The sequence below is a fragment of the Methylotuvimicrobium buryatense 5G genome (genome assembly GCF_000341735.1).
Lineage (GTDB): Bacteria > Pseudomonadota > Gammaproteobacteria > Methylococcales > Methylomonadaceae > Methylotuvimicrobium > Methylotuvimicrobium buryatense.
In genome coordinates this window covers 34815-56624 of the sequence record NZ_KB455575.1, presented here as the reverse complement: position 1 = coordinate 56624, position 21810 = coordinate 34815, and the positions used below count along the sequence as shown (strand labels likewise).

17 protein-coding genes are annotated in these 21810 nt (G+C 47.8%); 5 read left to right on the top strand and 12 right to left on the bottom strand.

Going from position 1 to position 21810, the window contains the following annotated elements; genetic code table 11:
• The first annotated feature begins 106 nt into the window (after positions 1–106).
• The 3 genes from METBU_RS0100260 to METBU_RS0100250 all read left to right on the top strand — a co-directional run bounded on the left by METBU_RS0100260 (position 107) and on the right by METBU_RS0100250 (position 3105).
• Positions 107–916: an exosortase/archaeosortase family protein gene (locus tag METBU_RS0100260; RefSeq protein WP_017838719.1), complete on the top strand. Its 810-nt coding sequence runs from the start codon at positions 107–109 to the stop codon at positions 914–916.
• A gap of 1 nt (position 917) precedes the next feature.
• A complete protein-coding gene (locus tag METBU_RS0100255) occupies positions 918–1538 on the top strand; it encodes a hypothetical protein (RefSeq protein ID WP_017838718.1) in 621 nt (206 codons plus the stop codon).
• A gap of 1129 nt (positions 1539–2667) precedes the next feature.
• Positions 2668–3105: a DUF2782 domain-containing protein gene (locus tag METBU_RS0100250; protein WP_017838717.1), complete on the top strand. Its 438-nt coding sequence runs from the start codon at positions 2668–2670 to the stop codon at positions 3103–3105.
• 140 nt (positions 3106–3245) lie between these two features.
• On the opposite strand, the gene METBU_RS27860 is transcribed toward METBU_RS0100250, so the two are convergent.
• The 3 genes from METBU_RS27860 to METBU_RS27130 form a co-directional block, all read right to left on the bottom strand.
• Positions 3246–3404 carry a hypothetical protein gene (locus METBU_RS27860; RefSeq protein WP_017838716.1) on the bottom strand — a complete coding sequence of 53 codons (159 nt, stop codon included), beginning with the start codon at positions 3402–3404 and terminating at the stop codon, positions 3246–3248.
• Between the two features lie 505 nt (positions 3405–3909).
• Positions 3910–4929, bottom strand: a complete 1020-nt coding sequence (locus tag METBU_RS0100240) for a transposase (RefSeq protein ID WP_017838715.1) — start codon at positions 4927–4929, stop codon at positions 3910–3912.
• A gap of 97 nt (positions 4930–5026) precedes the next feature.
• Positions 5027–5167: a hypothetical protein gene (locus METBU_RS27130; RefSeq protein ID WP_208976552.1), complete on the bottom strand. Its 141-nt coding sequence runs from the start codon at positions 5165–5167 to the stop codon at positions 5027–5029.
• Between the two features lie 666 nt (positions 5168–5833).
• Between METBU_RS27130 and METBU_RS0100230 the strand changes: the two genes are divergently transcribed.
• Positions 5834–7570 (top strand): DEAD/DEAH box helicase, encoded by a 1737-nt coding sequence (locus METBU_RS0100230; RefSeq protein ID WP_017838713.1) that lies wholly within the window; start codon positions 5834–5836, stop codon positions 7568–7570.
• 404 nt (positions 7571–7974) lie between these two features.
• On the opposite strand, the gene dnaQ is transcribed toward METBU_RS0100230, so the two are convergent.
• The 5 genes from dnaQ to METBU_RS0100205 all read right to left on the bottom strand — a co-directional run bounded on the left by dnaQ (position 7975) and on the right by METBU_RS0100205 (position 13958).
• A complete protein-coding gene (gene dnaQ, locus METBU_RS0100225) occupies positions 7975–8694 on the bottom strand; it encodes a DNA polymerase III subunit epsilon (RefSeq protein WP_017838712.1) in 720 nt (239 codons plus the stop codon).
• Complete coding sequence (locus METBU_RS0100220) at positions 8694–9377, bottom strand: alpha/beta hydrolase (protein WP_017838711.1); 684 nt, start codon at positions 9375–9377, stop codon at positions 8694–8696. Before METBU_RS0100220 ends, dnaQ begins: the two co-directional genes overlap by 1 nt.
• Before the next feature lie 78 nt (positions 9378–9455).
• Positions 9456–12809, bottom strand: coding sequence for an EAL domain-containing protein (locus METBU_RS0100215; protein ID WP_017838710.1), 3354 nt, complete (start codon positions 12807–12809; stop codon positions 9456–9458).
• Positions 12806–13249 (bottom strand): ribonuclease HI, encoded by a 444-nt coding sequence (gene rnhA / locus METBU_RS0100210; protein WP_017838709.1) that lies wholly within the window; start codon positions 13247–13249, stop codon positions 12806–12808. The genes METBU_RS0100215 and rnhA overlap by 4 nt, the downstream gene beginning before the upstream one ends.
• Positions 13242–13958 carry a class I SAM-dependent methyltransferase gene (locus tag METBU_RS0100205; protein ID WP_014149465.1) on the bottom strand — a complete coding sequence of 239 codons (717 nt, stop codon included), beginning with the start codon at positions 13956–13958 and terminating at the stop codon, positions 13242–13244. The genes rnhA and METBU_RS0100205 overlap by 8 nt, the downstream gene beginning before the upstream one ends.
• Positions 13959–14047: 89 nt before the next feature.
• Here METBU_RS0100205 and METBU_RS0100200 point away from each other — a divergent pair, with 89 nt between their 5' ends.
• Positions 14048–15664, top strand: coding sequence for a LysM peptidoglycan-binding domain-containing protein (locus METBU_RS0100200; RefSeq protein WP_017838708.1), 1617 nt, complete (start codon positions 14048–14050; stop codon positions 15662–15664).
• 56 nt (positions 15665–15720) lie between these two features.
• Here the strand turns inward: METBU_RS0100200 and METBU_RS0100195 are convergent, their stop codons facing one another.
• From METBU_RS0100195 to METBU_RS0100180, 4 genes are read right to left on the bottom strand one after another with little or no spacing between them, the layout of a single operon-like run.
• Positions 15721–17334: an ABC transporter ATP-binding protein gene (locus METBU_RS0100195; RefSeq protein ID WP_017838707.1), complete on the bottom strand. Its 1614-nt coding sequence runs from the start codon at positions 17332–17334 to the stop codon at positions 15721–15723.
• Complete coding sequence (locus tag METBU_RS0100190) at positions 17331–18662, bottom strand: ABC transporter permease (RefSeq protein WP_017838706.1); 1332 nt, start codon at positions 18660–18662, stop codon at positions 17331–17333. The genes METBU_RS0100195 and METBU_RS0100190 overlap by 4 nt, the downstream gene beginning before the upstream one ends.
• Positions 18662–19642 carry an ABC transporter permease gene (locus METBU_RS0100185; RefSeq protein WP_017838705.1) on the bottom strand — a complete coding sequence of 327 codons (981 nt, stop codon included), beginning with the start codon at positions 19640–19642 and terminating at the stop codon, positions 18662–18664. The genes METBU_RS0100190 and METBU_RS0100185 overlap by 1 nt, the downstream gene beginning before the upstream one ends.
• Before the next feature lie 35 nt (positions 19643–19677).
• Positions 19678–21798, bottom strand: a complete 2121-nt coding sequence (locus METBU_RS0100180) for an ABC transporter substrate-binding protein (RefSeq protein ID WP_017838704.1) — start codon at positions 21796–21798, stop codon at positions 19678–19680.
• Positions 21799–21810: the final 12 nt, after the last annotated feature.

Sequence of the window (21810 nt, the reverse complement as noted above, 5' to 3'; positions counted from 1 at the left end):
TAATCGGAACCCTCTATCGACTCGGTTAAAAAATATGATCAGTTATCCTCCTCATTTATCTAAATCGGCTCATTCAACCGAGACCCTCGCGCTGAGAGAAACATCAATGCTTTGGTTATGCGCCGGCTTGTTGATTTTGGTTTTTGCTCCGACAATATTTTGGCTTATCGAACGCTGGACGATGAGCGTATGGCATAACGGACACGGCATCCTGGTCGCCTTACTGGTTATTTATCTAGTCTGGGGAGAATTAAAAAAACGTAAGAACTTACCGAGAAGCGCTAATCCTTGGGGGTTTGCGATACTACTTCCGGCGCTAGCTGCGCATATGCTGGATACCGGCATGCATACCCAACTATTGTCCGCCGCCGCACTTTTTTTGGCACTACCGGGACTTGCACTGTTGTTTCTGGGCACCGAACGCAGCAAAGCCATTATTTTTCCATTGGCTACGCTCTTCCTCACTCTGCCGATACCATTGGTATTCACCGAATCGATACACATGACGTTGAGAATCATCGCCACGAAAAGTGTGGCGTGGTTACTCAAATTATTCGGCATTCCGGTTTATTCGTACGGAACTGTTCTGCAAGTTGAAAACGGCGTACTGCAAGTCGCCGACGCCTGTAGCGGCTTTTCTACGCTATATGCGGCAATCACGATCGCGATTTTAACGGCGTATTTCTGCAACAGCATTCGCCGACGAATCGTACTGCTACTCATTGCCGCACCGCTGGCCGTTGGCGTTAATATCGTTAGAGTGCTTGTACTAACTCTGCTAGTCAACTGGTTCGGCTTGGATGTATTAAAAACCTCGGCACATGAAATTTCCGGTTTAATGACCTTTATGATTGCACTACCGATTATTTTCATAATCGGCCAAAACCCTCCTGAAACTCCGCTGGCAGAAAATTAACATGCTATCCGCCCGTTATGCATTGCCTGTCTCGTTGATCCTTTCAATTGCCTTAATACCGACTGTCATACACAACTATTTTGGCTCAACGGATCTAGACAACCGCTCGGTACAAGCCATAGAACAGGAGCTAGGCCGGTTCAGTTCGCATCCGACCAAAAGAAATCCGAACTGGGGGGAGCTGACCTTCGGTGCCAGCGAGTGGATCGAACGCAGTTACCAAGACGGCGTAAGCCATCCGGTACGCCTATTTGCCGCACGAGCCTTCGATCATAAACGCCTCTATCATCATCCCGAACTGGCGCTGTCCTATGGAGGCGACTTCGAAAACCAAGGAGTAATCATTCTTCCGGGAGAACCTCGCATTCCGGTTAGGATTCTTCGAAGCAGAAGCGGAAAAGGGCTAGTTGCTTATGCATTACATTACCAAGACCGCTTTATCGATAACCCGATTCTGCATCAGATTCAAGAGTCATTGAAACTGCTGATAAGCCCGAGAAAACCGATCACATTATTTTACGTCTCCGATATCCATACGCCTATTGATCAGGATTTTCAAGACACACCGACTGCTATGTTGTTGCAAAAAACCATAGCCGACTTTCTAGCTCAGCCTGAATAGAATTAAGCTTTAAAACGGTTTGAAGCTTGTTGTTGCTTGATTAGCAAGTTTCTTCAGCTAAAGCTCAAAAACCAAGCCAGCCTTAGCCGCAGCCACTTCTGCGGGACGGGTTATTTAACCCGCTCTTAACGTTTCGACTTGCCTTAAAAATTTCGGCTTACTTTGACCAAAGTCGAAACGCTTAGACCGGGGTTACAAACCCATACGCATCAAGCTAAAAACGGCCAACCCGCATCCCGCTCTTTCCCTGGCTGAAGCTCTCATCGTTATATACCTTTCGCACTTCAAATTTCGGCTGTGCCCGAGGTGGCGCCGGGGTGTGCGGCAAAGGCTTTGCCAGCATGGAGCTGGCATAGAGGCTACATGGACGTATTCACGGCGTCCTTTGGCGGACACCCCTGCGCCGAAATTTGACCAGCAAAGGGTATACATAAGTCAAAAATTACCCTTTTGCAACCTTAACCAATGAGACCTCGATACCATTTATTGTGACTTAACACTTTCGGCCTCGAAATCGCGATCAGGGGATCGCTCCCACAGAGCGTCCACCGCTCTCTGTGGGAGCGACACCTTCGTCGCGACTATCGAAGCCAGTAACGCTCAAACACCAATAGCCTTTCCGGACAACACAACCATTTAGCGCTCGGTCGCTACTTTTTGCACAATTATACCTTTCGCACTTCAATTTTCGGCAATCCCTAAGGAGGCGCCGGGGTGCTCGGCAAAGGCTTTGCCAGCATGAATGCTGGCATAGAGCCTTGTACATGGATGTATTCACGGCGTCCTTTGACTGGCCCCCGGTGCCTCCTTAGTCACCTGCCGAATTTTGAAGTACGAAAGGTATACTTAAGTTGGAAGTTCATAGGCGCTTTTATAACCGAAATCGACGGCTGTGTTCAGGATCGGCTGTAACCTTTTTATTTAGATGAGTTTTTTTAATAAAACAAATTTACCCTGAGGAGGGGGTGGTCTAATATTTACTAGACGGCCGATACACGATTCAAAATCGACTAGGATGACAAACTCCCTCGCCGCGAGTTCTTTAATGGTTTGTCAGAACTTTTTTCATTACGCAGAGCCCCCAAGCTGTCATAATAGGCTCAATAACCGATTAGATATAGAAATTATGATGCGTTTAACTTTAACTTACAGCTTGCTAATTATTCCGGCACTCGCATTATCGGCTCCGCCGCCCATTTTAATGAATATTCCCGACGTACCGGATATGCCGGCACCGGTGCAAAGCGGCCAAGTGATGGATCCTGACCAAACGGTAATACGCAGAAGTACGGAAACCACCGAAGCCATTCCCGATATACCGGATGCACCGATGCCTGTCGAAAGCGGCGAACCCATGGAACCCGATATCACCATCATTCGGCGAGGTAAAGAACAAATACAGGAATATCGGATCAACGGAGAGTTGTACATGATCAAAATCGTTCCCGATATCGGCCCGGCTTATTATTTGATCGACACTGACGGCGACGGCACCATGGACGTCAGAGAAAGCGATTTACATCGCGGCACGCGAATCAATCAATGGAAATTGCTTGAGTGGAACTGATCAAAGACGCCAAGAAAGGTGCGCATCGCGCACCTTTTCAAGACGCTGAAACAAACAGAATAACCGAGAAATGGCGCGCGATGCGGCGCCCTACAAATGATCGAACTTTTGTCAGATGTGGTTTACGGAAAATGAAATCGTCAACGCAAAAAGACATCCATGCCGACCCGCTCCAGCAGTACCTTAAGATACGCTTCGGCCTTGCTGACTTGCAGATTTTCAAGCGGATTGAAATCGTCGGTAACGATTAAACCCCCTTCGGCCATCGAATAGCGCCGCTTATTCAATAGCCTCAGCATTTTTGAATTTCCCTGCTCTGCATCATAAGTATCTACACAACTTTTCCTAAAAATTTCTGAACGGTTGCTTTCAAGCTATACCTTTCGCACTTCAAATTTCGGCAGTGCCCGAGGAGGCGCCGGGGTGTCCGACAAAGGCTTTGCCAGCATGGAGCTGGCATAGAGCCTACATGGACGTATTCACGGCGTCCTTTGACGGACACCCCGGTGCCGAATTTTGATCTACGATGGGTATATCCAATTCTTCTTGAGAGTAGGCATCCGCTGAAAATCTTGGAAACGGAGCGTTAGCGAAGTGAAGATTTTTAGTCCCCGATAGCCGTAGCGCCGGGTGTTTTGCCGGAGTCTGCGCGAATAGCGCAGGCGGAGGCAAAATACAAGGCATCGCGACACGGCGTAAAGCCATTTGTGGGAGTGCTACGGAGCCGCATCGAGTATACGATGATGTGGCGTAGTGGCACGGACGCAGGGCGAATCGGGGCCGCCGAAGGCAATAATCGCCAAGTCATTTTTCGCTGCTGAAATCGGACGGACCCCATTTCAGCTGTCGCGAAAAATCTTGGCGCGCTTGCATGATTTCAAGCATGGAGAGGAAGACCCACAGCCCCGACAACAGTGCTGGATTGGTAAACTCCTTTTTGTGGCGCATTTGCCTGCCGCTGAGTTTGATCAGAAATAGTCTTAATTCAGCCGCTTCCTTGCTTTTGTCGGCAGCTATGGCCCAAACCGTAACACAGGCCATGCTAGCGACCAAGAGGCGTTTGGCAATGGCCAGGGCTGATTCCTGTTGCCACGATTCGAGGTGGTGGCCTGCCGACTTGACCAGTTTGAAGAAACACTCGATTTGCCAGCGCCAGTAGTACCATAGCGCAAGGGTCGAAGCATCAACGTCTTTCACATTGGTCAATAGCAACCATTCCGCCAACACATCACCCTCGTCGGACAAGACGCGACTAACCACCAGCCTAGCCGCTACAGGAATGCCAGGCACAGCCGGCTTTTTGCCTTTCTTCTGACTCGGTTTGGCGGGACGGGTTAGCGTCACGTCTGTTTCCGCCACCCACTGCCAATAAGTCTGACCATGATAACTGACTTGCCGAGTCTTGCTGAACGCCAGTTCTTGCGCCACGGCTTTACAAGCCATGGGCTTGCCCTGGTAGTCCACATTAGGATTATCCTTGACGCGTACTAGCCAGTGGCTATCCGCCGCTTCCCAGCGGCGGATATGACCCACAGAATCCCCTTCTCGGTCAATTAGGTGTACTAATGGCTTGGCAAAACCTTGTTCGTCCAAAAACTGGATGCAGTCGCTAACTTCATCCAGATGATGCTTGACGGGCAAGCCGGGCTCGGGATCGCCGTAGGTGGCATAACTCCCGTCAGCACTCACTAATCGCTGCGCCACCGGCGCCAGCGGTTGCCCGTTCTGATCGCTGACAATCAGACTGGTTTGCAAGTCATAGTCGACATCCGTCTCATGCGTAATAGCATACGTATCGGTTTTGTTATACCCTTTGCTGGTCAAATTTCGGCGCCGGGGTGTCCGTCAATGCCGAAATTTGAAGTGCGATAGGTATAGTATGTTTGTAGTTCAGGTGTGACCAATCATGCTCACATAAGGCCTACTGGCTGCAATGCTCGGCGATGCCTTCATGCATTGCTGAAATCAGCGGCTCCTGTAATTTCGACAAGCAAACCGATTCATTCTGATAAAATCGCCAAGCGGCTTGAGTGCTGGCGAAACTGCTGATCTTATTCGGCAACGCCTTCAAGCCTGCGCTCAGGCGTTCGCTTGAGTTTATGTGTTCAAGTACCAATTACTGATGGCGATTGGCGAGGCGTGGGTCTATACCCGTCAGTGTTTTTTAAAATCATACGATATCATGCCATTTTTCTGGAAAACTTGTGTAGATACTTATGGCTAGAGAGGAGAGCTCGGAGCCCGTGGACAGAGCGTGGATAACCCTGATAAGTGAGATTGATTTAACCGAGTGCACAAGATTGCGGAGGCAATTAAATAATCATTGATGACAACAACAGGTCAGACCGGTGTTTTTACAACCCGTTATACCCATAGGTTCTTAAGAAACCGTTACGATGATTGAGGAATAAGCGCGCGGATAGATTCATCAGGAGTCCTGAGGCAATAATGCCTCTGTATGAGACCGGATATATGACGGCAATCTTGATCTCTGTTTTGACATCAATTTTTGAAAACTTGGCTTGCAGTAAACGAGGAGTCCATACATGGGTATATCACGAAATACTTAGCTAAGGCTAAAGCCACCGATAGTTTTCATCGGTATAGTCAAAATCAAAAAAAAGCCGTTCTTGTCAATCTATTTTTACCAGATTGATTAATATGAGGTATAATTGCGAGCTTAACTCCCCTCCGCACCACGCGTCTTAAATTTACCCACAGGCTTTGCATGTCCAACGATGTTTCCTCTTTTCCAACTTTTCGTGAATTAGCTCTAATCGAACCGGTGCTTAAAGCATTGGATGATGTCGGCTACGAATCGCCTTCCCCGATTCAGGCTCAAACCATTCCTCACTTAATGCAAGGCAAGGATGTTCTAGGCCAGGCACAAACCGGCACCGGTAAGACCGCAGCTTTTGCTTTACCGATATTATCCCGCCTCGACCTAAAAAAAACCGAACCGCAAGTTTTAGTTCTAGCTCCCACCCGCGAATTAGCCATACAAGTTGCCGAGGCATTCCAGCGCTATGCCGCGCATTTAAAAGGTTTTCATGTATTGCCGATCTACGGCGGGCAAGACTACACGACGCAACTTCGCCAGCTCAAACGCGGCCCGCATGTTATCGTCGGGACTCCGGGACGGGTCATGGATCATATGCGTAAAGGCACGCTAAGACTGGGTGAATTAAGCTGTTTGGTACTCGATGAAGCCGACGAAATGCTACGCATGGGCTTTATAGACGATGTCGAATGGATTTTGGAACAAACCCCTAAACAACGCCAAATCGCGCTGTTTTCGGCAACGATGCCGGCACCCATTCGCAAAATCGCGCAAACGTATTTACATGACCCCGAGGAAATCACGGTCAAGGTCCGCACGTCGACCGCCGAAACGATACGCCAACGCTACTGGCTAGTCAGCGGAGTTCATAAACTCGACGCACTAACCCGCATTTTGGAATCGGAAACCTTTGACGGCATCATTATCTTTGTACGCACCAAAACCGCGACGGTCGAACTGGCCGAAAAACTCGAAGCGCGAGGCTATTCGGCCGCGGCAATCAATGGCGATATGTCGCAAGTACTGCGCGAAAGAACAATCGCGCATTTGAAAAACGGTAAACTGGATATTCTAATCGCAACCGACGTGGCAGCGCGCGGCCTTGATGTCGAACGGGTCAGCCATGTCATCAACTACGATATCCCTTACGATACCGAGGCCTATATTCACCGTATCGGCAGAACCGGACGCGCAGGGCGCACCGGCGACGCGATATTGTTTGTCGCGCCGCGCGAAAGAAGGTTGCTCAGCAATATCGAGAAAGCTACCCGACAAAAAGTCGAAGAAATGGGCCTGCCTTCGACTGAGATTATTAACAACAAAAGAATTGCTCGTTTCAAACAACGCATTACCGATACACTGGCCGCAGAAGAATTGAGTTTTTTCATTCAATTGATGGAACAGTACCAAATCGAACATAACGTTTCGGCGATCGAAATAGCCGCAGCCTTGGCAAAACAAGTGCAAGGCGAAACGCCGCTGCTGATGAAAAACCCACCCAAGAAAGAATCGGAACGCCGCGAACACAAAGATCATAGAGAAAATGACTCGGGCAATGAAAGGAAGAGCAAACGCAAACCGACACCCGACATTGAAATGCAAACCTACCGTATCGAAGTCGGCAAGGCTCATGGCGTAAAGCCGGGCAATATCGTCGGCGCTATCGCTAATGAAACAGGGCTCGATGGGGATCATATCGCGCGTATCAAAATCGAGGAAAATTACAGCACCGTAGAGTTACCTGCAGGTATGCCCAAGGATATTTTCCAAGAATTGAAAAAAGTCAGAGTTGCCGGCCAGCAATTGAATATTTCCAGGATGGGCGAACCGCTGAAAAAATCTTTCAAGGCCAAAAAACGAGACGGTTCCGATAGCAAACGAAAAAAAACTAAGTCCGATAGCTAAGGATTCGGCTGTTCGGTTGGCAGGTGTCGGCGCCTCACTGCCATTAAGTTAAGCCGTGATAGAAATGAGTAATTTTTGCATTCAAGTTCTAAGGCACCTTAAAAGCTTGCCATCCATGGCACTGGATTTCGCCAGTCCATGGCGGAATGACGGAGTTCCCTTAACTTAATGGCAGTGGTGCCGGGCCTGTCAAGCGAGTCACAGAACCGCCGCAAAGCCTACTACTTGTAGCAGTTATTTTGTGCATATTCCTAACTTTATGAAGGTATGGGGTGTGGCTAGCGAGGATGTCGGCAGCAGGGATTGCTGCCGTCAAGCCCCCATGGATGGGTTCACGGCGGGCCTCGATAGACACATCCCATACTTTTTATTCTTAGACGGTTTTTCGATCAAAAGGGAGTAAGTTAATTTTTCCACAGACACCCCCCGCCCGCTTTTTCAATCGCATCCAAACGCTTTTGATGCTCGGCAGCTTCGACAACATCACAATGAATCACTTTTAGCCTGGGGCGATCGGAAGACAGGCGAACAATGATCGATGCGCCTCCAGCCGACTCTTCCCTCGGGTTTTCTTCATCCAACAATGAAGCCTGTCCGCCGGTCATCAATAGGTAGACATCCGCCAGGATTTCCGCATCCAAAAGCGCGCCGTGAAGATCGCGATGACTGTTATCGATGCCGTAGCGCTTGCATAAGGCATCCAAACTGTTGCGCTGCCCGGGATGTTTTTTTCTGGCAAACGTCAAGGTATCGAATACCGAGCTGTAATTCTCGACAATTCCGGTCCCATTATTCAATAAGCCGAATTCATGATTTAAAAACCCAACATCGAATGGGGCGTTGTGAATGATCAATTCGGCATCGCGAATAAAATTGATGAAGTCTTCGACTATCGAGGAAAACAACGGCTTATCGGCCAAAAACTCATTGGTGATTCCATGGACCTCGACCGCACCGGCATCGATTTCCCGCTCCGGATTAATGTAGACATGAAAATGTCGACCGCTTAGGCGACGATTCAATAATTCAACACAACCTATCTCGATAACACGATGCCCTTCTTGCGGATTAAGCCCTGTCGTTTCGGTATCCAGCACGATTTGCCTTATGGTCGGCTTACTCATCACACATCCTCCCCGATGTGAAAACATTGCCGGATGAAGTCGGCGATATCCCCGACCTCTTCAAAACAAACAGAATGCGCCATCGGATATTCTTTCCAGACTACAGAATAGCCGATCGATGTCAATGCCTCGAAAGCCGCTCTGCCCGATTCACGGGCAACGACGTTATCGAACGAGCCGTGCGCCATCATTATCGGAAGCGATCGATTTACCTCGAAAAGCGCCGGAACAACTTCAGGCCATGTCGGTAAATAGCAAGAAAGCGCTAAGATACCCGCCAACCGATGCAGACATTTCAAGCCGGCATCAAGTGCAATCACGCCGCCTTGCGAAAACCCGGCCAGCAAAATATTTTCGGAAGGCACGCCATCTGCAATTTCCCTGTCTATCAATTTCAAGATCGACGCCGACGACTCGGCAATACCGGCCTTGTCAACTTGCCGTTCCAATGACATATCCACAATGTCATACCAAGCCCGCATGGCCATTCCTCCATTGATCGTAACCGGGCGCACCGGCGCATTAGGAAAGCAAAATCGAATCCCCAAATCATCGGGCAGCCCCAATTCCGGAACAATGCCCTCAAAGTCATGCCCATCGGCCCCCAAGCCATGCATCCAAATAACCGTATACCGATGCGGTGCTCTAGGAGCAATTTCGACCCAATCAATCTCATCCATCATACTTTCAAATCCCCTTCACCATTCACCATTCACCATTCACCTTTCCCCTTTCCCCTTTCCCCTTTCCCCTTTCACCTTTCATCTTTCCCCTTTCCTTACCCAAACCTCAAAATCCGCACTCGTCATCGGCCGAGAAAAATAATAACCTTGAAACACTCGACATCCCTTGTTGTACAGAAAGTCTCTTTGCGCCTCGGTTTCGACCCCCTCGGCAATAACATCGATTCCGAGATTATGCGCCATATTGATGATAGTCTCGATAATGACGGCATCGTTGAAGTCGGTAGTAATATCTCTGACAAAACTCTTGTCGATTTTTAATTCGTCCAGCGGCAATTGCTTGAGATAGGTCAACGACGAATACCCCGTCCCAAAATCGTCTATCGAAATTTTCACACCCAATTGTTTCAAGGCACGCATTTTTTTGACCGTGTCATCGATATTATCGATCACAACGCCCTCGGTTAATTCGATAACGAAACGTGAAGCCGGAACCTCATATTGACTGATCGCTTCGGCAATTTGATCGACGAAGTCTTGCTGACGAAATTGCTTGGAGCTGACATTAATCGAGATGTGTTGAATATCCAAGCCGTTATCGAGCCACTTTCGCATTTGCATGCAAGACTCGCGAAAAACCCAGATACCCAGTGGCACGATCAAGCCCGCTTCTTCGGCAACCGGAATAAATTGATCGGGGGAGATTAAACCTTTTTCTTTATGCTCCCAGCGAATCAAGGCTTCCGATCCGGATAGCCGTCCTAAACGATCGGTTTGCGGCTGGTAATACAAAACAAAATCCTGATTTTCGATTGCCGAACGTAACTCTTTTTCTAAAAACATTCGGGCATCGGCCGCTTCTTGTATGCTTTGATGAAAAAAGCTTATCGTATTACGCCCTTTAGCCTTGGATTGATACATCGCCTTATCGGCCTGTTGCAAAATCTGATTGGCCGTTTGACCGCTATCCGGAAACAAAGCAATACCGATACTCGGCGAGCAATGGTGCTCGAAATCGTCGAAAAAATATGTTCGGTTTAATGCGCGCCTTATTTTTTCGGCAACATGTAATGCCTCATCGCTGGCAGCTTCGAGACTGCGTTTATTGGCATGAATCAATATGACGAATTCGTCTCCGCCTAGTCTTGACGGTATGTCTTCTTCCCTGAGCGAATCCTTCAAACGGTTCGCAACTTGAATCAACAATTCATCCCCGACATGATGCCCCAACGAATCGTTCAACACTTTGAATCGATCCAAATCGAGAAAAATAATAGACCCGAAAGTCCCTTGGCGTTTACTCACAGCCAATTCGTTGGAAAGCTGATTGACCAGTAAACGGCGATTGGCCAGAGCTGTCAGCGGGTCATAAAAAGCAAGATCATGAATCTCATTTTCCGCTTTCTTTTTCTCGGTAATATCATAAAAAATTGCGACAAAATGCGTCGTATCGCCTTGTTCATTCTTAACGGCCGTGATCGTTTGCCATGTCGGAACATTTTCTCCATTCTTGCGCCGATTCCAAATTTCACCTTCGAATTTGCCAACTGTAAGTAAATATCGCCAAAGCTCGTCATAAAAATCATTATCATGACGGTCAGACTGTAAAATCCGTGGATTCCGCCCGATCACTTCATCGGAACTAAAACCGGTAATTTCAGAAAAGGCATGGTTGACGCGTAAGATATTGCCGGCACTATCCGTAATTAAAATACCCTCATGAGTTTCAAATGTCGTCGCCGCCAACCTTAACTGGCTTTCGCTCTCCGCGAGACTGGCATTACTCCGCTTCAGTTCCAAGGTCCGCTTTTTAACTTCTTCCTCCATCCTTAAGGTCCGTCCGGACAACATCAATAAACCGATACCGGTCAACCCTGTGAACGAAAACCCACCGAGCAATAACCACCAGACACTCCACGATAAATGTCTATGAAAAAATTGCCCGGAAGGCTCGTAAATAATATACCAACCGCGGTCTCCGACTGTTATTCTCTCCGCAACCCTTAAAGGAATATCGATGACTTTATGAACCGGTCTCTCTGGAAAATTGCTAAACAACATTGAGTTATGATCGGATATTCGAATCAACAACTGCATATCCGGAAGGTTGCTCAAAACTATCGACACGAGATCGTCGATGCGAAACACCGTCGCGGCAACGCCCTTAAAATGTAGCCGCCTGGATTCTACGGTATCCACCGGTTGAAAGCGCTCATAAACCGGGGAATAAATTACAATCCCGCTTTTGTCGGCATGACCGTCCTGCACCAACTTGAGCTTCCCGGTAACGGCGGTCGCCCCGCGATCCCTTGCACTCTCGACCGCGCTTAATGCTATGGGGTTAACTAAAATATCATAACCCAAAGCCTTCTCGTTACCGTCTAGCGGTTCAAGAAAAGTAACCGGCAAATAGCTGGCGCGGGGACCTGCCGAAACCATTTGCCCGGATTCCTCAGGTTCGCGTATTGCAAAGCCTTCATTTTGCGAATTTTCGAATCGTTCCCGCTCCGTTGCCGGCACATGAGCCATCCACTCCAACGCTACTAGACCTGGGTGCTTATCTAAAAGGGGAACGGTAAATATTTTAAAACTCTCTTTGGAAATGGGACCGGCGCTATCGAATAACCCTTTTAGGATCTCATTGGTACCTATATGATCTTGAATCAAGACACTGAAAGCATGATGAAACAACATCGCCTGTCGATCAAAGAACGACTTGATTTTTTGAGACTCCTGCCTATTGGCGTATTGAAAAACGCTAACGACCAACAGAAACAGCAACCCCAACGGATAAGCCACATAGTTGCGACGCACCCTCCATGAAGATCTTGGCTCCCCAATCAAAGTCAGCACAAATGGAGTAAAAATCAACACTCCTATCGTATCGCCAATCCACCAAGTTCCCCAGCTCAACCAAATATCATCACCGGTAATCACGCCGCGCGCCCACAGAGCTGTAACGCCGACAGTCGCCGCGACCAAACAAGCTAACGGCCCGCCCAATAGCATGAAGCGCAAGATGCTTCGATCTTCCGTTAACGGATCGCCGATGCCGACCCACCGCTCGATTAACGTAGCTCCGACCAGAGCTTGAACGCAGCAAGCCACACTGACGACACTCCCGATCACCATGGAGCCAAGAATCATTTCGGCTGAGGAATGATCGAGAAAAGCATACACCTGCACAAACAAAGCGCCGAAAAAAACACCTGCCAGCACTCTTACCCGGTAGACCAATATCAATGCTAGTGCGATACCCGAAGCCGGCCACACAGGACTGACGCCGCTCGGCGGGATCGCCAACAGGGTACCAAGACAACCTCCGGCAATATAACTGAGCGCGGCAACCGCATTGAGAACAAAATTTTTTCCATTAAAAAAACTTTCACCGGAAACGATATGAGAAGAGTCGACACGCTGAAACAAATTCATGCTCTCTTTAAAGAATCGATGCCTTGATTAGCCAACCGGTCTGCCGTCTCGTTGCCTTGATCGCCGGAATGCCCCTTGACCCAAATCCACTCGACCCGATGCTTAGCCATCGATGCATCGAGACGCCGCCATAAATCGTCATTCTTTACCGGTTTTTTGGCAGCCGTCAACCAACCTCTTATTTTCCAATTCGGCATCCATTCGGTGATGCCTTGTAGTACATATTTCGAATCGGTATATATCTTGACGGAACAAGGACGTGTTAACGCTTCAAACGCTTGAATCGCAGCCATAAGCTCCATTCGATTATTCGTCGTTTGCGCTTCGCCGCCGAATAATTCCTTGGCCGACCCTTTATAGCTTAGAAGGACCCCCCAACCGCCAGGGCCGGGATTACCGCGACACGCACCATCGGTATAAATTACAACGGACTCAGTCATCTTTCGTTAAACGCTGCGACGATTCAAACCCGTTCAAAATAGCCATGCGAGGCTGCTTTAAGGCTTTGGAATCTAGTGGAATAAGTGTGTATCGACGTTTGATGGCCCTGATTGCGTAGGCAGTGGCCCGCAACGAGGATCTTTCAGATTTAGCATTTGCAGGATTGGAACGAACCGAATCGATACTTAAATCGGCAACCGATTTTGCTTCGAAATTAAGCAGCTTTAACCAATCCAGCACTCTTCTCTTACTGATAAAATGTCCGGCCCACGAATCCGCCATTTTCTTTTCCCAAAGATATTGATAGCGAACCCAAAAGCTCCACGGATTAAAATTAATAATCAACACATGACCTTCCGCTTTTAGCACTCGTTCGATTTCACGCATCGTTTGAAAACGGTTCGCATCGAATTCCAGCAAGTGAGGCAATAAAATCAGATCGACGCTATCACTCAGTATAGGCAAGCAATAAGCTTTAGCCTTAATTTTAAGCGCACCATCGCATCCTAGATTATTGGCATCTAAAATCGTAAAACCGTTATAAAGCGTGCAGTCAATAAATTGATCCTCCCAACCCAAACCGCCTATTTGCAGCACTTTTTGTTTGCAACTGACCGTAATCGAACGCCGAATATATTCGGCTTCAACCTCTTGCAGCATTTTTCCTCTCGGCGTTTCATACCAAGAGAATAAAAAATCGCGCTTCATAAAATCGGCTCAAAAAAATTTAATTACAGTGAATTATGATAAAAACGGGCTATACTACTCATTTCGTGCAATGAATTTAAGATATAGATATGCCTAAGACTAATTCTAACAGGTCATTGACGCTTTTTTCGTTTTTGATTTTGACGCTCTCAGCTGGTTGTACTCAACAACCGACCAAAAGTTCACTTAGCATTAGCCAAAAACCGCCGCTCGTCAAACGAGATGATTACAAACCACGTCTAAATAAGCTTAAGTTCGCCAAGTCTAAAAAAGAATCCTTATTTAAATCTGGCAACCATAGTATTTGGGAACGTTTGGTCTCGCTTTACGCATTGCCGGAAGTCGAAAATGAAAGGATCGATAAGGAAATTAATTGGTTTCTTAAAAATCCGGAATACTTGATGCGCGTACAAAAACGCGCCGAACCTTACTTGCATTTGATTTTAGAAGAAATCGAATCAAAAAACATTCCCGGCGAACTGGCTCTGTTACCGGTCGTCGAAAGCGCATTCCGGCCCGACGCTTACTCTCCGGCACACGCCTCCGGACTTTGGCAATTCATTCCGGAAACCGGTCGTTTATATGGTCTGAAACAAAATAACTGGTATGACGGACGCCGCGATGTTTATGCCTCCACTCAGGCGGCAACTAAATTTTTAAAAGACCTCAGCGATAATTTCGAAGGCGACTGGTTACTCGCGCTGGCCTCCTATAACTGGGGCCGAGGCAACGTGCAAAAATCGATAGACAGAAATCTGGCTCAGGATTTGCCTACCGATTACTGGTCGCTAAAAATGCCCAATGAAACATTTAACTATGTGCCGCGACTTTTGGCTGTTGCGAAGATTTTTGCTAACCCGGATCAATACAACATTCCGTTGTATGAGATTCCCGATCAGCCTTATTTCGAAGTCGTCGACCTGGACACCCAACTCGACTTACAAAAAGCCGCCGAACTCGCCCAAACCAGCGTCGACGAAATTAAGCGCTTGAACCCGGCCTTCAAACGCAACGCTACCGCACCAAACGGTCCGCATCGTTTATTGATACCGGTCGATCAAGTGTCGATCTTTAAAGAGAACCTAGCCAAGCTTCCGGTTGCGGAACGCTATACTCAAGCACCCGCACCGGTAGTACCGGACAACGCTCGCGTCAAAGCCGTCACTAATCAAAAAATTAAGCATACAATCCGCCCCGGCGAATCATTAGGCTTAATCGCTCGAAAATACCAGACCTCAGTCGGCGCTATCCGCACGGCTAACCGTCTTGGCAAAGCCGATCATATCCAGTCGGGAAAATCACTAATCATACCGACAAGCGGAAAATCGACCGTTGCCGCCAAGTCAGCGCCAACCACTGCAAAACCAGTCATTTACACGGTCAAATCCGGCGATACTTTCTGGAAAATTTCCCGGCAATTTTCGGTTAGCACTCAAGAAATTTATCAGTGGAATAAGTTGAACGCAAACTCGAATTTAAAAGCCGGGCAAAAATTGACGATCAATAAAGGCTCACAAATCGTTGCTAAAGCCAATCCCTCTTCACAACCGATTAACTATACCGTCCAACCCGGTGATTCTTTGATGCAAATCTCGCGAAAATTTAAAGTCCCGGTTAGCGATTTGTTGAAATGGAATTCGACCAGCGTCGACAAGATTTTGAAGCCGGGTCAGCAACTGAAAGTATTAGCCGACAAATCGACTTAGGATTTGGCCCAATTTAGAGAATAAAGGCAAGAACAACGGTATTGCCCTTGCCTTTTTTATACATCCTTGTTTTGCAAGCGCGGAACCGCCGCCAATAATTCGCGGGTATAGGCATTTTTTGGATTCAGCAGCACCTGCTCGACTTCACCGTGCTCGACGATCTTGCCGCGATACATCACCGCTACTTCGTCGGCAATTTCCGCAACGACACCAAGATCATGCGTAATAAATAAATAACTCACGCCTTGTTCTTTCTGTAAATCCTTCAACAACTCGATTATTTGCGCCTGAACCGAAACATCCAACGCGCTAGTCGGCTCATCGCAAACAATCATTTTCGGCTGCACGGCTAGTGCTCTGGCAATACAAATCCGCTGGCGTTGACCGCCTGAAAATTCATGCGGATAGCGATGCGCGCTATCCGGCGGCAAATCAACCCGCTCGAGCAAGTCAATCACTCTCGCATGTCTATCGACTGCATCAACCTCGGGATACAAGGCTCTAATTCCTTCATCGATAATCTCACTAACCAACATTCTAGGGTTCATCGACGAAAACGGATCTTGAAACACGATTTGAATATCGGCCCGCTTGCGCCGCAAAGCCTCACCGGTCAGCTTATTCAATGCTATGCCGTCCATGATCACCTGCCCGGAATACGCAGGAATCAAATTCAATAGCGACTTGCCGAGCGTCGTCTTGCCGCAACCCGACTCGCCGACCAAGGCCAAGGTCTTGCCATGTTCAATTTCGAAGCTAACGCCATCGACGGCCCGAACATGGCCGACGACTCGCTTAAAGATCCCTTTTCTAATGGGATAATAGACCTTAAATTCATCGATCTTCAGTAGCGATGGCTTTTCCTCTCTCTTATGACCGAGACAACTATCCATCGACGGCAAGGCATCGAGCAATTTTCGCGTATAAGGGTGCGTGGGATTTTGAAATATCGAAGCGCTCCGCCCAGTCTCGACGATTTTGCCTTTTTGCATCACGGCAATGCGATCGGCCATCGTCGAAACCAATGCCAAATCATGACTGATCAACCATAACGCCATGCCGGTCTTATGTTGAATCGCCTTAAGCAACGCCAATATTTGCGCCTGAATCGTCACATCCAGTGCGGTCGTCGGTTCGTCGGCGATCAATAAATCGGGTTCGCCCGCTAAGGCAATCGCGATCATGACCCGTTGCCGCTGCCCACCCGATAATTGATGCGGATATTCGCCGGCCCGCTTTTCGGGTTCCGGAATTTCAACCCGAGTCAATAATTCGATGACGCGTTGCCGAATCGCTTTTTTCGTCATCGAGAAATGCAATTTAAGCACTTCGGCAATTTGTTCGCCGACCGTCATCACCGGGTTAAGCGATGACATCGGATCTTGAAAGATCAATGCAACCCGCCGACCGCGAATTTTGCACAATTCATATTCGGCCTTGCGCAATAGATCGACGCCATTCAGGTTGACTTCATCCGCCACGACGCTTGCATTGACCGGCAATAACCGCAATATCGATAACGCGGTAATCGACTTACCGGAACCCGATTCGCCAACGATTGCAAACGTTTCGCCGGCATGCACCTCGAAGCCGATAGCATCGACCACCGGATTATCGGAGCCGAATTTGACTGTTAGATTTTTAACTTCAAGAACGGGGCTTCGGTTCATCCCATGCGCCTCGGATCGAATGCATCCCTGACCGAATCGGCAAATAAATTGGCAGCGAGTACTAGCGTAAACATAAATAAGAACGATGCCGTCAACGACCACCAAACCACCGGCTCGCGCGCCATTTCAAGCCGGGCACCATTAATCATATTCCCCCAACTATGCGTGGTCGGATCGACGCCGATATTGATATATGACAACACCGCTTCGGCCAACACCAAAGAACTAAAGTCGAGCACGACCGAAATCAATACGATATGCATCACGTTCGGCAAAATATGCCGAAATAATATAATTCTTCGTCTGACACCAAGCGCCGAAGCCGCCTGCACATATTCCATCTCGCGTAATTTCAGCGTTTCGGCGCGCAGCATACGGCATAGTCCTGTCCAACTGGTCACACCCAAAATTATGCATAAAAACAGTAGCCTCATATCGGCGCGAACGATCAAGCTGGTGAACTGTTCTTCATTTTTCGCCATATAGACCTGCACGACCAGAATCGAGGCGGCAATCAACAACACACTCGGAATCGAATTGAGAGTCGTGTACAAATATTGAATCGTATCATCGACCCAACCGCGAAAAAAACCCGCAAGAATACCGAACACGATTGCCAGCGGCAGCATAATCAGCGTCGTTAGCGTCCCAATAACGAGCCCTGTTCTAATGCTTTTAATCGCCTGGTACAACACATCCTCACCGACCTTATCGGTACCTAAAACATGATAATAGGACGACAACTCAAGCAATGTAGCGCACAACGTCACGATCCAAAAAATGGTCCAAGCAACGGCCTTGGCTGAAGCTTGACTTATTAATGCATTTTGCCGATGCCGAAACTTTTGCACCAATAAGACAAGCACGATAGCCGCTGGAATTGCACTTTTAATAAAGCCGAAAGACGCCTTCATTAAAACATCGTAGAACAACTCGGATTCCGGATCATCCAAATGAGCCCCGCCGTATTGCAATCGCGGATAGGCCCATACCGGACCGCCATCTTCGAGCACCATTAACTCTTTGCCGAAAAGATGGGCCGCAAATGGTGCCGAGTAGGTTTTTTCTCCATGCAAACGAATCGGCGACAGCCATTGATCCAAAACACTGACGATTTCATTGGAATCTTTCGAATGAAAATGCATCGAGTCAAGCAAACCCACCGCCACGAAAAATAGCAGCACGGTCAACGATACCATGCCGGTCTTACTCGTGCCTATTTGCCTTAACGGCCTTGTCATTCGAGGGTTGCGCAGCATATAAACCGACAATACGATCATGCCGATCAGCAACACAAAAATAAGCGCATCGGTCCATAAAACAACCATTATGACAACCTGACTCTAGGGTCTACTAAAGTATAAGAAATATCGGTCAATAACAGCCCAAAGATATAAAGCACCGAGCCAAGAAAGACCATCGACCGGACAATCGCAAAATCCTGACTGTTGATCGCATCGATCGTATAACTACCCAGGCCAGGAATACTGAAAAACGATTCCATGATCAAACTTCCCATAAATAACAACGGCAGCACCACGACCACGCCGGTCAAAATAGGTATCATTGCGTTTTTTAACACATGCCGAAATAACACTTGGGTCTCGGACAAGCCTTTGGCTCTGGCGGTTCGTACATAGTCCTTTTCGACCTCCTCCAAAAACAGCGTTCTGTACCATCTCGCGCCGGAACCGATGCCGGAGAGCACACCGATGACTATCGGCAGCACTATGAATTTCAACGCTTGCAAGCCTCCATCGTAGCCGGAAATCGGCACCAGCTTCAGCACCTTGCCGATAAAAAACTGTCCGCCGATGATATAAAACAATGACGATACCGACATCAGTACGACACAAAGCACAATACCGCCGAATTCAAGATAAGATCGGCGAAACAAAACCATTAACAAGGCTACACAAATATTCGTGATCAAACCCAGCACTAAAGTCGGCAACGCCACAGCCAAACTGGGCCACATCCGCTGTTTGATATCAGCACCGATATTACGACGATCGCTGTCGGAAATTCCGAAATCGAACCAAAACAAACCGGCCGATTTTTGAAAAAAAATCGTTTCAGTGACCTTGCCTGCCCCTCCGGCCTCAGCGTTCCATAACAGCGGTAAATGATAACCTCGCTGCTGCTTCCAGTTTTCGACGGCTTGCTCGGTGACATGTTTGTGCCCGAGTTGCATACGCGCCATATCTTCGGGGCTATTCACGACGAAAAACAACACAAACGTCAGAATGTTAACGCCCAGCAATAGCGGAAATGCATATAAAACTCGTCGGATGATATATTGAATCATCGCTAGGCCTCCAAAACCTTGTAGATTATTGAAAACTAATGAGCGGTTGCTCTGATTTTACGGCGATAAGCAATCACCGCCGGTACAATCAGTACCGCTAACAACAATAAAACCAGCACAATAGGCCAGAAAACCGGCTGATTCCATTGCTGTCTTTTTTCGGTCCGGGTAACTGTATCGATGCGAACGTACTTTAAGCGATTATTCGCCATTAAATTCGGCTTCACATTTTTATACCACTGGTGATAAAGAATGAAATCTTTCGGATAAAAGCCGAATAACCACGGCACATCATAACGAACTTGTTCTTGTAATTGCTGAATCAAGCGAAAGCGCTCGTCCGTGTTATCCATATTGCGCATTTTTTCGAATATGCGATCGAACTCCGGATTTTGGTAATTACCGGTATTTTCCCCGCCGAATTGCACCTTTCCGTTTGGTCCATAAAGCAGAAAAAAGAAATTTTCCGGGTCAGGGTAATCGGCATTCCAACCCCACATATAAATTTGCGCATTGCCGGCACGCATTTTTTGTTGAAAACGATTGTAATCGGTCCCGCGTATGACCAATTTAATTCCTAATTGTCTAAATTGTTTGCGAAACCAGTTCAATCTGGACCGATCATCGATACCCGACGAGGTCGTATCGAAATACATAATCAAGGGTTGGCCGGTTTTGGGGTCGATCCCCCCGGGGTATCCGGCCTCAACCATTAATTGACGAGCCGCCTCAATATTCTTTCGCTTTGGCCTGCCGTCCACCCAATCGTAAACATAGCGATTGAGCCCTTCCTGCCCTTCGGCATAGCCGAATATACCCGGCGGCAAAACGCCCTGCGCGGCTTCGCCGCGACCATTCATGAATATCGAAATAAATTCCTCATAGTCGACCGCGATAGCGATCGCTTGGCGTAACTTTCTAGCCTCATCGGACAACCCACCGACTAGGCTATCCAGCATATTGAAGCCCATATAATAAATTGCGGTCACCGTCGATGTTTTCAATTGAATGCCTTTTTCTTCCATCGAGCGGGTCAAACCCACTTCGCCGCTGCCGGAAAATTGCACGGCTTGGTCGAAACTATCGGAGGCGATACCGGATGCATCATAGTAACCTTGCAAGAATTTTTGCCAGTAGGGAATCGTTTCCTTTTCCAGCGTAAATACGACTTTATCGATAAAAGGTAAAGCCTTGCCGGCATCTTCGAGCAAACCTTGCTCGCGGTCTTCCGGCTCACCTTCGTCGGGATAGGCTTCGAAACGAAAATTGGGGTTTTTTTCCAGTACCATGCGCCGATTCGGATTGTTTTCCGCCAATAGAAAAGGTCCGGTACCGACCGGGTACCAATCGAGCGTGATGTTTTTTTCGATCAAACCATCCTGATGATAAAAAACATCGGCTTCCCAAGGCATCGGCGCGAAAAACGGCATCGCCAACCAATAACTGAATTGCGGATACTTGCCGTTGATTCGAATTTTATAACGGTACTTGCCCAACGCTTTCACGCCGGAAAGTTTTCGCTTCATTAATTCACCGACTTCGACATCCCGGGTAGCCTCGTAAAACTCATCGAATCCGACAATATACTGCTTCATTAATTCAGCGATCGGCGATTGAATTTTCGAATAAGCCAGGCGCTTGATTTGATAAACATAATCTTCAGCCACCAACTCTCTAGTCCCTGACTGATGGAAATCAGCCAACGCAGTGATGTGCGCTATCTCCGTATCGCTCAATGCATGATATCGATACGTTCCGTCACTGTTTTTGGCAAACGCCGGATGCGGCTGATAGCGAAGTCCCGGTTTGATTTCAATAAGATAATCGGTAAAGGCAATATGCGCTTCCGCAGCATTTTCAGGTAATGGATTGCCTTCGACATCAAGATAGACTACTTCCGGCATGTGCATCGCGGTCAACGGTACCAATTCATAAGGCCTTTTGAGGTAGTGATATTGAAATGGCGGCTCATATATCTGTCCGAGAAACGTATATTCGTTAGCGCTATAGGAAATCGCCGGGTCCAGATGCTTCGGCCGCTCGGTAAATGCAGAATAAAGCACCGCCAAATCAGCGTCTTTTTTGGAATAAGGATTATTTAATTGCGAGATATCGCAAGCACTTAAGAATATGGCAGCAATTCCCAGTTTGAGCATTTTCGCCGATCT